We start from the raw sequence: 13694 nt of genomic DNA, 5'->3' as shown, positions 1-13694 counted from the left end.
GCTGGAATCCTCAGAACGCCTGGATCACTGAAAAGCCGGCAAACCGGTTGTTGTACTCGCGCAGTGCATAGTTGGAATGCAGCCGCCGGTAGCCGGCATACAGCTGCAGATCCGTGCCGCTGCGCAGCGGGATGGTCTGCACCGCCTGCAGCACCAATTCGTTGCCGCGTTGGCGCGTATCGCGGCTGACCACCGTCATCGGCACATCATTGCGCCGCCGCGCTGCCTGTGCAGTCACCGCCAGCATCCACGGTTGGCTGCGTTTGCCGAGCAAGGCGGGGTAGCGATAGTTCACGCCGACGTTGAAGCGCGGTTCCCAATAACTGTTGAACGCGACCTGCGCCTTGCGCCGCTCGACGCCAGGATTCAGCAGCAACTGCCAGTCATCGGCAAGCTGACGGCTGTAGCTGACGCTGGCACGGTAGCGGTCACCCGAATAGGCCTTGGCACTGGCCATGTCCGCGGCCGGGGTATAGCGCTCATCGCGCCAGTCGACATTCGCCGCCAGCAATGATTCACGGCCTATCGGCTTGCGGAAGGCGACCGCCAATCCTCCCGAATGCATGTAGCGCGTGCCATCCAGCCAGGTCTGCCCCAGCAGTCCGGCAACCGCGATACGGGCGTCACGCCACCCCCAGCGGTTGAGTGAAATGTCCGGCCCCAGGCGCAGCTCCAGCCCGTCGCTGCCCAGTTCCCCCAGATCGCGATAGCGACTGGAGGCTGCGGCCAGCGACACATCCAACACATCGCCCTGTTTGGACAGCGGCTGCCGATAGCGCAGCAAAGCGCCCAGTTGCAGACTGCTGTCACTGGCTGCGCGCGAATCGGGAGCCAACTCGAAATCACGGCCATTCAAGCTGATGCTGTCACGGTCCGGCGCACCGTTGGCGTTGCTTTCCGCGCGTGCGCCGATGCTGAGCATGCCGCTGAAGCCGCCGCGCTGTTTGCGCTCACCTTCAATCACGGCCATATAGCCCGCGATGCGCCGACGTACTGGATCCGGTGTCTCCGGCAATGCCAGCACCCGGTCGAACAGCTGCCGCGCGCGCGGATAGGCACCCAGGCGGAAATACAGCGCCGCAAGCTCCAGTTGCAGCCGCGGCGTCGCCGGCCGCACGATCAGCATCCGCTCGTAAGTGGCGATCGCCGCCTCGTAATCACCGAGGCGGGTGGATGCCACCGCATAGGCGAAACCGGCATCCAGGTCCGCCGGATCGTCGAGGATCTTCTGGAACAGTTGCCGCCGCTCCGTTTCCAGCTGCGCGACCTCGCTGACCGGCACTGCCGCCGGTACGTTGTAGAAATGGTGCTGCGCCAGCGCCGTGCCGCCAGGCAAAAAGCACAGTACCGCCGCCAGGACGGCAAGGCGCGCGCGTCCCCGCCGCGCGTCCAGCACATGTCCCTCCGGGCGACGGTACTGCCCCCCCATGCTCCGTGATTCCACAATGGCCTCCTGCATCGCGGTTCCGGCTACCGGCTCGATAGCCCAGGCGCAATGTGCGCGGAGTGTATAGAGGCACCGTAAGAACACCGCGCGGTCGCGACCTTGGCGTAAGACCGCCCCGGCTAGAATCAACGCCCCACCCGTCGAGTCCGCTCAATGAACGCTTACGCCCTGTTGGCCTGCGCCATCGCCCTGGAGGTGCTCGCCACCTCGCTGCTCAAGGCCTCCGATGGCATGAGCCGGCTATGGCCCACCGTGGGTGCGCTGCTCGGTTACAGCGTGTGCTTCTGGCTGTTGGCATTGGTGATGAAGACCATCCCCACCGGCATCGCGTACGCGATCTGGTCCGGCGTCGGCATCGTGTTGATCTCGTTGATCGGGCTGTTCGTGTTCAAGCAGAAGCTTGATGCGGCCGCCATCGTCGGCATTGGCCTGATCTGCGCCGGGGTGCTGGTGATCAACCTGTTCTCACGTTCAACGGCACATTGAGCGATAGAGCCGAGCGTGGTCCGCCGTTGCCCCCTCCCTTTTGCGTAGCAATGGGGAGGGCCGGGGAGGGGTGCTTTGGCTTTGCTTGCTTCGCGGCTTACGCCGCTCCTACGAGATTGTTGGTAACGCCTCTGCCGAGCATGGCTCGGCACTACCGCCGTTGCTCCCACCCTTTTGCGTCGCAAAGGGGAGGGGTGCTTTGGCTTTGCTTGCTTCGCGGCTGACGCCGCTCCCACAAGATTGCTCGCCACGCCCCTGCCGGGCATGGCTCGGCACTACCTTGCTTCCATCGCCGCTGGCTTAAACTGTGCTTCCCCGCGTGAGGAAGTTGTCGATGTACGGAACCGACGTTGCGCTGCTGGTAATCGATCTGCAACCGGATTTCATGCCCGGCGGTGCCCTGCCCTGCCCGCATGGCGACACTATCGTGCCCGGCATCGCTGCGCTGTTGTCAGCACGCCACTACCACACCGTGGTTGCCACCCAGGATTGGCACCCGGCCGATCACGCCTCGTTCGCCAGCCAGCACCACGGGCGTAAACCATTCGACGCCATCGAACTGCACGGCCAACCACAAACCCTATGGCCAGACCACTGCGTCCAGGGCACGGAGGGAGCAAGTCTGGATGCACGGGTGGACTGGAAGCACGCCGACCTGATACTGCGCAAAGGCACACAACGGCTCGTGGACTCCTATAGCGCGTTCCGCGAGAACATCGGCCCGCAAGCCACCCGTGCCCCCACCGGACTGGCCGGCTGGCTGCATGAACGCGGCATCCGCGAGGTCCACGTCTGTGGCCTGGCACGTGACTACTGCGTGCTGTGGAGCGCGCAGGACGCGGCCATCAGCGGCTTCCGGGTGCGCTTCCTGTGGGAGCTGACCCGGCCGGTGGCCGCCGCCAGCGACGAGGCCACGCGTATTGCGTTGATGGAAGCAGGTATCGAGATCGGCTGAACCCGGGCCGGATTCAGCGGAACACCACCGTGCGGTGCCCGTTGAGCAGGATGCGATGCTCGACATGCCGGCGCACCGCACGCGCAAGCACCTGCGATTCGGTATCGCTACCCAACTGCACCAGATCACGCGGCGTCATCGCGTGATCCACCCGCGCCACGTCCTGCTCGATGATCGGACCTTCGTCCAGGTCCGAGGTCACGTAGTGCGCGGTGGCACCGATGATCTTGACCCCGCGCGCATGCGCCTGATGGTAGGGCTGCGCGCCCTTGAAGCTGGGCAGGAAGCTGTGATGGATATTGATCGCCCGTCCGGACAGCGCCTGGCACAGGCGCGGTGACAGGATCTGCATGTAACGCGCCAGCACCACCAGATCGATGCGCTCGCGCTCGACCAGGTCGATGATCTGCTGTTCCTGCTGCTCGCGGTTATCGGCATCCACCGGCAGGTGATGGAACGGCACATCGTAGGAACCGGCCAGCCCGGCGAAGTCGTTGTGGTTGGATGCCACCGCAGTGATATCCACCTTCAGCTGGCGGCTATGGGTGCGGAACAGCAGGTCATTGAGGCAATGGCCCTGCTTGCTGACCAGCACCAGCAGGCGCGCACGGCGGCGCGCGTCGTGCAGCTCCCACTGCATCGCGAACTCTTCGCCCAGGGCCTGCAGCCTGGCGCGCACCACCGGTTCATCGCCCGCATTGCCCATGTCGAAATGCACGCGCAGGAAGAAGCGGCCGCTTTCATCATCACCAAACTGCTGGGCATCGAGGATGTTGCAGCCCGCCTCGAACAGCAGGCCGGACACGCGATAGACAATGCCGGTGCGGTCCGGGCAGGAAAGAGTGAGGATGAAATCGGGACGCATGGCCAACAACATTTATCGGTGGGGTCGTGGAAAGTAACCGTTCCAGTCGATCCCCGGCAAAGACAGTTGCAGCTGACACGGTTTGCCCGTCGGCCTGCTCAGTGCGGATGTACCGTCAGCGCCACCAGTCGCATCACCACCGGCCGCACCATTAGCACGCAGCAGAATGCGGTTGGCATCGCCAGGCAGTAAGCCGACAGCACCCGCGCCGGGAACTGGCCATCGATGCCGGCATTGGCGGCCGTGATCACCAGGCACATCAGCATGGCCATGATCGAGGCCATGAAGAACGCGAAAACAACAGGCGTGGTGCGCGCATGCAACTTCCAGCGGGCAACGGCGACGGAACGGGGGTCTGGCATCCAGCGGGATCCATGCATGCAGCAATCAGGCGCTGCGGGCCGGGCACGATAGTCGGCAAGCCGAGGGACGGCTAGATCGCGTCGGCTTGGCGCTTTATAAAGATTTACTTTGCAATCCTCCCGGAAAATGCCGAGCGGCATGAACATCCTCCACGCCATCCGCAGCTTCATCCGCACCGCCGACGCCGGCAGCCTGGCCGCTGCCGCGCGTACCCTGGGCATCAGTGCGGCAGCGGTGGGCCAGAACATCGCCCGCCTGGAAGCCTATCTGGGCGTGCGCCTGTTCAACCGCACTACCCGCCAATTGGCGCTGACCGAACGTGGCGCGCTGTATCTGGCGCAGGTGCGGCATATCGAGCGCGACCTGCAGCGCGCCCAGGCAGCGGTGACCGACCCCGATGCGATGCCGGCCGGTCGGCTGCGCATCGCCAGCAGTGCCGCGTTCGGCCGGCATGTGCTTGCACCATTGCTGCCGGCCCTGCAGCAACGTTATCCGCGACTGGAAATGGAGCTGCTGCTGGCCGACCGCAGCGTCGACCACGCCCATGAAGACGTGGATGTCAGCATCCGCATCGAGCCGCAGCTGGAGGAAGGCCTGGTGGCACGGCCCATCGCGCAGGTGCCATTCGTGTTCTGTGCCGCACCGGCCTATCTGGCCAGCGCCGGCACACCGCGTACACCCGATGAGCTGCACGAGCACCGCTGCCTGCTGTTCCGCTATCCGCTGGATGGACGCTACCTGCGCTGGGGTTTCGTCCGCGACGGCCTGCGCTTTGATGCTGAGGTACAACCAGCGCTGGTCAGCGACGATATCGATGCCCTGGCGGCGATGGCCGCACGCGGCGGCGGCATCACCCGGCTGGCGAGCTTCGTCGCCGCCCCGTATCTGGCACGCGGTGAGCTGCAGGCCCTGTTCCAGGATGAGGCCAGCAGCGATGCGCAGGCCTCACCGGAGCCGATGCGCCTGTTCCTGTGCGTCAGCGACCGCCGCGACCTGACCCCGAAAGTGCGCTCGCTGCTGCAGCACATCCTCGATGCCCTGCCGCCTGCCTGGCGCATCGACATCGACCACGCCTGAGCGCCAGCGGCCGCACCGCTGGCGCCTTCGCCGGACGTCAGCCTCGTTGGTCGAGCTTGAACAGACCGCGCGCTTCATGGGGTTCGCAGCGCATGTATTGCGGCGACACCGTCACCTGCGCGCCCAGCGCTGCCGCGGCATGCCACGGCCAGCGCGGGTCGTAGAGAATGCCGCGGGCGATGCCGATTGCGTCGGCCTTGCCATCGACGAGGATTTCCTCGGCATGCGTCGGCTCTGTGATCAGGCCCACCGCGATCACCGGCGTGCCGATTTCGGCCTTGATCGCCGCCGCCTGCGGCACCTGGTAGCCGGGCTCGACCGGAATCTGCTGGCGCGGATCCAGCCCGCCGCTGGACACATGCAGGAAGTCGTTGCCGCGTGCCTCCAGCGCCTTGGCCAGCACGATGCTCTGGGCGACATCCCAGCCGCCTTCTACCCAATCGGTAGCAGAGATGCGCACGCCCAGTGCAACGCTGCTCGGCACCACCGCACGCACCGCATCGAATACCCGCAGCAACAGGCGCATGCGGTTTTCCAGCGAGCCGCCGTAGGCATCATCGCGCTGGTTGCTCAGCGGCGACAGGAACTGATGCAGCAGGTAGCCATGCGCGGCGTGCAGCTCGATCAGCTCCAGACCCAGCCGCACCGCGCGCCTGGCGGCAGCGACAAAGTCTTCGACCACGGCTTCGATGCCGGCATCATCCAACGCTTCCGGGATCGGGTCTCCTGCTTTGAACGGCAACGCCGACGGCGCCAGCACCTGCCAGCCGTGTTCCTGACCCGGGGCGATCGCGCCACCACCGTCCCACGGGCGCGCAGTGGACGCCTTGCGCCCGGCATGGGCCAGCTGCACGCCGATCGGCATGGTCGACCAGCGTCGCGTCGATGCCAGCACCTTGCCCAGCGCCGCCTCGGTAGCGTCGTCCCATAGGCCAAGATCAGCCCAGCTGATGCGCGCACGCGGCTCGACCGCGGTCGCTTCGATGATCAACAGGCCGGCGCCGGACTGCGCCAGCTGGCCCAGATGGATCGTGTGCCAATCGGTGGCCTGCCCGTTTTCGGCCGAGTACTGACACATCGGCGCGATGACGATGCGGTTGGAAAGGGAAAGCGGGCCTAGCGACAACGGTGAGAAAAGCTGGCTCACGTGGGGAACGTCCATCAACGGTGGGGGCGCCCATTGCACGCCGCGCCGGCCGTTGATTCAACCGGCGTGATGGATCACTGCGTCTTGGTGCCGTCCAACAGGAAGGCAAGTGCCTGGGCGCAGGGCATTTCCACCTTCAACGACAGCAGGTGATCGGCGTGGGTACGGCCCAGATTGACAGCGGCCACCGGCAGGCCCGCCTTGGCGGCGGCATCGACGAAGCGGAAACCCGAATACACCATCAGCGACGAGCCCAGCACCAGCACCGCATCGGAACGCTGCAGATGTTCATGCACGGCGGCAACACGCTCGCGCGGCACGTTCTCGCCGAAGAACACCACGTCCGGTTTAAGCACGCCACCACATGCATCACAGGCCGGCACGCTGAAGGCGGAGAAATCGGCTTCCAGATCGGCATCACCATCGGGCGCGATGCCGGCCTCCAAGGTGTCCCAGCCCGGGTTGGCATCCAGCAGTCGCTGTTGCAGCAGCTCACGCGAGCTGCGTGCTTCACAGCCCATGCAACGTACCTGGTCCAGTCGGCCGTGCAGATCGATCACCGTCTGGCTGCCCGCCGCCTGGTGCAGGCAATCCACGTTCTGGGTCAGCAGCAGCTCGATGCGACCATCGGCTTCCAACGCCGCCAGCGCACGGTGCGTGCCATTGGGCAAGGCCTGGCCGAAGCGCGGCCAGCCCAGCAGGCTGCGTGCCCAATAACGCTTGCGTGTTGCTTCCTCGCCCATGAAGGCCTGGTAGGTCACCGGCGGCGTGCGCTTCCATTGGCCATCGCGATCGCGATAGTCGGGAATGCCGGAGTCGGTGCTGCAACCGGCACCCGTTACCACGAACAGGCGCCGATGGCCGGCGATGAATTCCGGCAATTCGGTGATCACTGCCGGCGACAGACGCCCGGTCGGTACCGATGAAGTGGTCATCACCGCGCAGCTCAGGCCTGCGTCGGCAGCGCCGGCACGGTGGTCGGATGACCTTCGCCATCCAGCGCGATCATCACGAAGGTACCTTTGGTGCAGAGCGCACGTTCGCCGTTGTGCAGGTCTTCGGCGATCAGTTCGACTTCCACATGCATCGAACTGCGGCCAACCTTGACCACCCGGCCGATGGTTTCCACCATCTGCCCGATGCGGATCGGCAGCTTGAAATCGACCTGGTCCGAGCGTGCGGTGACCACGGTGCAACGGGAATAACGGGCCGCAGCGAGAAATGCTGCCTTGTCCATCCACGCCAGCGCCTGGCCGCCGAACAGCGTGCCCATATGGTTGGTGTGGTTGGGGAAGACGATTTCCGCCATGCGGACTTCGACCGGCGGGTTCGTTTCGGGAATGGGGGTCATGGGGGTGTCACCTGTAAGTTGGCGCAGATGATACGCCCGCAAAGCTGTGCAGCTTGTGTACGCAGCTGCAGATAGCTTTTGTAGGAGCGGCGTGAGCCGCGAAGCCGATAAAGCCTCAGAAGCCTGCAACGCATCCCTCCCAAACCCTCCCCTTCACCTTCGGTGAAAGAGAGGGAGACCAGTAACGCCGCAGCACTTCGCTCTGCCCCCTCCCTTCGGCGCAGCCGAGGGGAGGGCTGGGGAGGGGTGCCTTTGCTGTTGAAGGTGGCTTCCGCCAAAAAACGGCAATCGAGCGCTACGTGTAGAGCCCAAAGCACCCCTCCCCAACCCTCCCCTGCGCTCCGCGCAAGGGAGGGAGACAAGCGCGCTCCCTTCACCTGCGGTGAAAGGGAGGGAGCCAAGCGCGCTTCGCGCACGGGAGAGCGTCGCTCAGAACGCCATGTCGAACGCCACTTCACCCTGCACGCCGACCTGGTAGGCAGAGGCGCGGCGCTCGAAGAAGTTGGTCAGTTCCTGCACGTCCTGCAATTCCATGAACGGCAGCGGGTTGCGCACGTTGTACTTCTTGGGCATGCCCAGTTTCAGGAAGTGGTTGTCGGCGCAATGCTGCAGGTACTGGCGCATGTCGCGGGTGGAAATGCCAGCCACGCCACCGGACAGCACGTCCTCGGCAAACTGCACTTCGCAGTCGATGGCCTCTTCCAGCATCTGGTAGACCTCCTGCTCCATCTTCGCGTCGAACAGGTCGGGTTCTTCGGCGCGGATCTTGCGTACGCATTCGAAGGCGAACTCCATGTGGCAACTCTCGTCGCGGAACACCCAGTTGGTGCCAGAGGCCAGGCCCGGCAGCAGGCCGCGCGAACGGAAGTAATACACATAGGCAAACGCAGCAAAGAAGAACAGGCCCTCGATGCAGGCGGCGAAGCAGATCTGGTTGAGCAGGAACTGGCGGCGGTCCTCGCGGGTTTCCAGGCGCTTGGTTTCCTGCAGCGAGTCGATCCACTTGAAGCAGAAATCGGCCTTCTTCTTGATCGAGTCGATGTTCTCCACCGCGGCAAACGCCTTGAAGCGTTCTTCCGGATCCGGCAGGTAGTTGTCCAGCAGGGTCAGGTAGAACTGCACGTGCAGCGCTTCTTCGTACAGCTGGCGCGACAGGTACATGCGTGCTTCCGGCGCGTTGAGATGCTGGTACAGGTTCAGCACCAGGTTGTTCGACACGATCGAGTCGCCGGTGGCGAAGAACGCGACCAGGCGGTGGATCAGGTGCTGGTCGGCCGGCGACATCTTCTGGTGCAGGTCGGTGATGTCGATCTGGAAATTGATCTCTTCCACCGTCCAGGTGTTCTTGATCGCGTTGCGGTACATCTCGTAGAAGTCCGGGTAACGCATCGGACGCAGGGTCAGCTCGAAACCAGGGTCCAGGAGCATCGGGCGCCGCCCTTGCACAGGAGTGAGTGAAGAGGAGTGAGAAGTGAGAGTAGCGGCCTGATCGATATCGGCTGACGAAGACATTTGGATTTTCCTTATTGGCTTTCTTTGTCCAGAGGAGAAATTGAGTAGACACTCATCTTCTGGAGGGGAAATGCATTACCGGCAAACCATCATCTGGCAAAAAACGATGCATCTGACGTTGGCGATATACCGGCTGGCACCACTGCTGCCGCGCGAGGAGGTCTACGGCATGCGTAGCCAGCTCACCCGGGCCGCCACCTCGGTACCGGCCAATATCGCCGAAGGTTGGACCCGTGAATCGAGCGCAGAGAAAGCACACTTCCTTGCCATCGCACACGGATCATTGGCTGAACTCGAAACTCTTTTGACCTTATGTGAACAGCTCGACTGGTTTCCAGTTGACCAGACTGCGGTACCCCGTAGCCTGATCAACGAAGCCAGCCGCATGCTGACCACCCTGCGGAGGAGGAGAAGGAGCGAGAAGTGAGGAAAATAACGAGAGAATGCAGCGCTTGCTTTGTTCCCTCTCACTCCTCGCGCCTCTTAACTCACTCCCGCTTTACTGGCAGGCCTCGCAGGCTTCCGGGTTTTCCAGCGAGCAGGCCACGGCTTCGACCGGGGTGTAGCTGCTGACCGTGGTCTTGGCGATCTTGGTGGCCGGACGCGAACGCAGGTAGTAGGTGGTCTTGATGCCCTTCTTCCATGCGTACATGTACATGGACGACATCGCACCGATGTTCGGGCTTTCCATGAACAGGTTGAGCGAGGCCGACTGGTCGATGTAGGCACCGCGGTCGGCGGCCATGTCGATCAGCGAGCGCATCGGCAGTTCCCAGGCGGTGCGGTAGATATGCCGCAGGGTTTCCGGGATCTGCGGCAGGTTCTGGATGGAACCGTCAGCGAGCTTGATCGCATCGCGCATTTCCGCCGTCCACAGGCCCAGCTGCTTCAGTTCGGCCACCAGGTGGCGGTTGATCTGCAGGAAGTCGCCGGACAGCGTCTCGCGCTTGAACAGGTTGGACACCTGCGGCTCCACGCATTCGTAGCAGCCGGCAATCGAGGCGATGGTGGCAGTCGGGGCGATGGCGATGATCAACGAGTTGCGCAGGCCGTGCTGCTTGATGCGCTCACGCAGGGCGTCCCAGCGCGCGGTGTCTTCCGGCACCACATTCCAGGCGTCGAACTGCAGCTCGCCGTGGGCGGCGCGGGTATCGTTGAACGAGGGGTGTTTGCCACGTTCCTGGGCCAGCTCGCAGGACACTTCCAGGGCGTGGAAGTAGATGGTCTCGGCGATCTTGGCCGACAGCGCGCGGGCCGGTTCCGAATCAAACGCCAGGCGCTTGCGGAAGAACACGTCCTGCAGGCCCATGCAGCCCAGGCCAACCGGGCGCCAGCGCAGGTTGCCGCGGCGGGCGGTTTCAATCGGGTAGAAGTTCAGGTCGATCACACGGTCGAGCTGGCGCACGGCCAGGCGCACGGTCTCGGCCAGCTTCTCGAAATCGAAGTCGCCGTGTTCGTCGATGTGGTTGCCCAGGTTGATCGAACCCAGGTTGCAGACCGCGGTCTCGTCGTTGGAGGTGATCTCCAGGATCTCGGTGCACAGGTTGGACAGGTGGATCACGTTGCCGGCGCGCAGGGTCTGGTTGCTGGCCAGGTTGCACTTGTCCTTGAACGTCATCCATCCATTGCCGGTCTCGGCCAGGGTGCGCATCATCCGCGAGTACAGCTTGCGGGCGGATACGCTCTTGCGGGCCTTGCCCTGCATTTCAGCCTGTACATAGGCCTGCTCGAAGGCCGGGCCGTACAGGTCGGTGAGCTCGGGCACCACGCGCGGGTCGAACAGCGACCATTCCTGGTCGGCCTCCACGCGCTGCATGAACAGGTCCGGCACCCAGTTGGCCAGGTTGAGGTTGTGGGTACGGCGCGAATCGTCACCGGCGTTGTCGCGCAGCTCGAGGAAGTCCTCGATGTCGGCGTGCCAGGTTTCCAGGTAGACGCAGGCCGCGCCCTTGCGCTTGCCGCCCTGGTTGACCGCTGCCACCGACGAATCCAGCGTCTTCAGCCACGGCACGATGCCGTTGGAGTGGCCGTTGGTGGACTTGATCAGCGAGCCACGCGAACGCACGCGGGTATAGCTGACGCCGATGCCGCCGCTGAACTTGGACAGCTGGGCGATGTCGGCATAGCGGTCGTAGATGGATTCCAGCGAGTCCTGCGGCGAATCCAGCAGGAAGCACGAGGACAGCTGCTCGTGGCTGGTGCCGGCATTGAACAGGGTCGGGCTGGACGGCAGGTAGTCCAGGCTGCCCAGGCGCTGGTACAGCGCCAGTGCCTCGGGCACGTCCTCGCTCAGCGCGCTGGCGATGCGCAGGAAGAACTGCTGCGGGGTCTCGATGACCTTGCGCGTATGCGGATGCCGCAGCAGGTAGCGGTCATACATGGTGCGCAGGCCGAAGTAATCGAAGTTCAGGTCGTAGCCCGGGTCGATCGCATCGTTGAGCTTGCGTGCATTGACCTGCACGAAGTTCAGCAGGCGGTCGTTGATCAGGCCCACTTCGTGGCCACGGCCCACCGACTGCGAGAACGCATGGATTTCCTGCCCGGAGACTTCCTTGGCGATGAAGTTGGCCAGCAGGCGCGCGGCCAGGCGGCCGTACTCGGGCTCTTCGCCGATCAGCAGGGCGGCGGTACGGATCGACAGCTCGTCCAGTTCCTGGGTGCTGGCGCCGTTGTACAGGCCGGAGATGGTGCGCGTGGCCACCCGCATCGGGTCCACCGCGTGCAGGCCTTCGCAGCAACGCTGGATGGCACGGACAATCTTGTTGAGGTCTACCGGCTCGGTGCTGCCATTGCGCTTGGTCACGCTCATGGCGGTGGCGGTCGGCGGCGGGGTCAGTTCAAAACCGGCTTCAGCCGGAGCGACGTCAGTATGAGTGGCAGTCACGACGATGGTGTCCTTGCAAACGTTATGCACGCAGCTCCTGCCCGCGCAGGAAGCAGAGCCGGTACGGAGCAGCGAGCATGGAAGGACGGCGTCGCAGCAGCCGCGACTGCCCGCGACCCAGGGTCGGCAGCAGTACGGCACCACGTCACCAGCCGTCTTCCCCTCGAAGACACCGCAGCCGGCACCACGCGGTGTGCATCGCGTGGCTGTCGGCAGGTCTTCGGACTCATGGGCAGGAAGGCGGGGGCCTTCTCCTACTCCGCCGCTTCCCAAGGCCTGTGCCTCAGTGCTGTTGGCGGGGTCGTTCCCAATTACCGCTGCGGGGCAGTGCCGGACTAGCCTTGAAGGCATCACCGGCTTCCCTATTAATCCGACGGAAAATTCCGCCAGAACCGACGGGGCACAAGATAGTGGGGGTGTATGACAGGGTCAACACCAAATCTAGTATTTCTTTGCCAAGCCTTGCGGCACAAGGCCTGGACTGTCCGGCGCCCGGGCCGGACACTGCAGCCCGCTCGAACGGAGTGCGCAGTCAAGCCTTTTACAGAGTTTTTTTGTAGGGAAACCGCCTGAGTTGATAGCGTAAATTTCTGATGAAATTCCGGACGTGACTTCCGGCCTGCGCCAGCTGCGACAGGAGCCGCCAAGCTGCGTCCATGTTCACGGCAAGGGATCCATGCCATGCGCCTGTCTTCCATCGCGGTCTCGCTTACCCTGCTGCTGCCGCTGGCGGCCCAGGCCGGCACGGTCAAGGCGCCTGAGCTGTCCGCCGATCAATGCGGCGTATCCACCGACTACAACGTGCTGGTCGACGGCGGCGGCATCTGGCTGCGCCGCAATACGCTGCCCATGCGCGAGATCGTCTTCCACGACGGCCAGCTGAGCATCGACAACCGCATGCAGACGGTATCGCCCGCCGATGCACAACGTCTGCGCGCACTGGAGGATGGCGTGCGTCGGCTGATGCCGGCGGTGACCGGCATCGCCACCGAGTCCGTTGGCATCAGCTTCGATACGCTGGACTCGGTTTACGAAGGCCTCACCGGTAACGCCAACTCCCGCAAAGTGCGCAAGTTGCGCAAGGAGGCCGAGCGCTTTGTCGAACAGACCATCGGCCGCGGCCGCTGGGACCAGGACCTGTTCAATGAAGGTTTCGAAGCACGGGTGCAGGATGCCGCCGAGAGCCTGAGCAGCTCCATCGCCCGCAGCATGCTGTGGGCGGTATTCACCGGTGGCGGGGACAAGCTGGATGCGCGCGCAGACAAACTCGACGCCGAACTGGAGCAGCGTCTGGAAGGGCGCGCTGCCGCCCTGGAGCAGCACGTGCGCTCGCTGTGCACGCAGGTACAGGCGCTGGATAGGCTGCAGTCTGCACTGGAGTTCCGCCTCGATGGCCAGCCACTGCAGATGATGCGCGTGAGCGGCGATGACGCGACGATGGCGGTGCGCGAAGACCGCCAGGACGACAGCATTCCGTTACCCGCGCGGTAAAGCCCACCTCCTGTAGTGGGGGGGCGCGGCAGGGCGGGCCGGGCGCCCCCCCCCCCACAGCGGCCCAACACGGGGCGCCGCCAAGCAGACCCCACACACAGGCGGGGAGCAAGACG

The 13694-nt window shown here is 64.2% G+C and carries 13 protein-coding genes and 1 riboswitch; of the genes, 5 read left to right on the top strand and 8 right to left on the bottom strand.

Annotated features, from left to right (window positions below; translation table 11 throughout):
- Nucleotides 1-10: 10 nt before the first annotated feature.
- Nucleotides 11-1444, bottom strand: a complete 1434-nt coding sequence (locus AC1VXC_RS06890; protein ID WP_313493698.1) for a tetratricopeptide repeat protein — start codon at nt 1442-1444, stop codon at nt 11-13.
- A 156-nt stretch (nt 1445-1600) separates the two neighbouring features.
- Here AC1VXC_RS06890 and AC1VXC_RS06885 point away from each other — a divergent pair, with 156 nt between their 5' ends.
- Nucleotides 1601-1933: an SMR family transporter gene (locus AC1VXC_RS06885; RefSeq protein WP_313171234.1), complete on the top strand. Its 333-nt coding sequence runs from the start codon at nt 1601-1603 to the stop codon at nt 1931-1933.
- Nucleotides 1934-2267: 334 nt separating this feature from the next.
- Complete coding sequence (pncA, locus tag AC1VXC_RS06880; protein ID WP_481527373.1) at nt 2268-2888, top strand: bifunctional nicotinamidase/pyrazinamidase; 621 nt, start codon at nt 2268-2270, stop codon at nt 2886-2888.
- A gap of 13 nt (nt 2889-2901) precedes the next feature.
- Here pncA and purU read toward each other — a convergent pair whose 3' ends face one another.
- Together purU and AC1VXC_RS06870 are read right to left on the bottom strand one after the other, a co-directional pair.
- Entirely contained in the window at nt 2902-3753 is an 852-nt protein-coding gene (purU, locus tag AC1VXC_RS06875) for a formyltetrahydrofolate deformylase (RefSeq protein ID WP_481538177.1), read from the bottom strand.
- A gap of 98 nt (nt 3754-3851) precedes the next feature.
- The gene (locus tag AC1VXC_RS06870) at nt 3852-4115 is read right to left on the bottom strand and encodes a DUF2798 domain-containing protein (RefSeq protein ID WP_313171239.1); all 264 of its coding nucleotides are present in this window, start codon (nt 4113-4115) and stop codon (nt 3852-3854) included.
- Between the two features lie 139 nt (nt 4116-4254).
- Between AC1VXC_RS06870 and AC1VXC_RS06865 the strand changes: the two genes are divergently transcribed.
- Nucleotides 4255-5193 carry a LysR family transcriptional regulator gene (locus AC1VXC_RS06865; protein WP_481538178.1) on the top strand — a complete coding sequence of 313 codons (939 nt, stop codon included), beginning with the start codon at nt 4255-4257 and terminating at the stop codon, nt 5191-5193.
- A gap of 37 nt (nt 5194-5230) precedes the next feature.
- Here the strand turns inward: AC1VXC_RS06865 and AC1VXC_RS06860 are convergent, their stop codons facing one another.
- The 4 genes from AC1VXC_RS06860 to AC1VXC_RS06845 form a co-directional block, all read right to left on the bottom strand.
- Nucleotides 5231-6340: an NADH:flavin oxidoreductase/NADH oxidase gene (locus AC1VXC_RS06860; protein WP_313493693.1), complete on the bottom strand. Its 1110-nt coding sequence runs from the start codon at nt 6338-6340 to the stop codon at nt 5231-5233.
- 74 nt (nt 6341-6414) lie between these two features.
- Nucleotides 6415-7275: an NAD-dependent protein deacetylase gene (locus tag AC1VXC_RS06855; RefSeq protein ID WP_481538179.1), complete on the bottom strand. Its 861-nt coding sequence runs from the start codon at nt 7273-7275 to the stop codon at nt 6415-6417.
- Between the two features lie 11 nt (nt 7276-7286).
- Nucleotides 7287-7691 (bottom strand): acyl-CoA thioesterase, encoded by a 405-nt coding sequence (locus AC1VXC_RS06850; RefSeq protein ID WP_312367676.1) that lies wholly within the window; start codon nt 7689-7691, stop codon nt 7287-7289.
- A 429-nt stretch (nt 7692-8120) separates the two neighbouring features.
- A complete protein-coding gene (locus tag AC1VXC_RS06845) occupies nt 8121-9119 on the bottom strand; it encodes a ribonucleotide-diphosphate reductase subunit beta (RefSeq protein WP_481538180.1) in 999 nt (332 codons plus the stop codon).
- Nucleotides 9120-9273: 154 nt separating this feature from the next.
- On the opposite strand from AC1VXC_RS06845, the gene AC1VXC_RS06840 reads away from it, so the two are divergent.
- A complete protein-coding gene (locus tag AC1VXC_RS06840; protein ID WP_312367672.1) occupies nt 9274-9630 on the top strand; it encodes a four helix bundle protein in 357 nt (118 codons plus the stop codon).
- 72 nt (nt 9631-9702) lie between these two features.
- Here AC1VXC_RS06840 and AC1VXC_RS06835 read toward each other — a convergent pair whose 3' ends face one another.
- The gene (locus AC1VXC_RS06835; RefSeq protein ID WP_313493779.1) at nt 9703-12012 is read right to left on the bottom strand and encodes a ribonucleoside-diphosphate reductase subunit alpha; all 2310 of its coding nucleotides are present in this window, start codon (nt 12010-12012) and stop codon (nt 9703-9705) included.
- Between the two features lie 270 nt (nt 12013-12282).
- Nucleotides 12283-12499, bottom strand: a riboswitch (cobalamin riboswitch).
- A 269-nt stretch (nt 12500-12768) separates the two neighbouring features.
- Here AC1VXC_RS06835 and AC1VXC_RS06830 point away from each other — a divergent pair.
- Nucleotides 12769-13578, top strand: a complete 810-nt coding sequence (locus AC1VXC_RS06830; RefSeq protein WP_313171244.1) for a DUF2884 family protein — start codon at nt 12769-12771, stop codon at nt 13576-13578.
- Nucleotides 13579-13694: the final 116 nt, after the last annotated feature.

The organism is Stenotrophomonas sp. STEN033, from assembly GCF_056856655.1.
The sequence above is the reverse complement of the archived record's forward strand: the minus strand, read 5'-3'. Positions and strand labels throughout refer to the sequence as shown.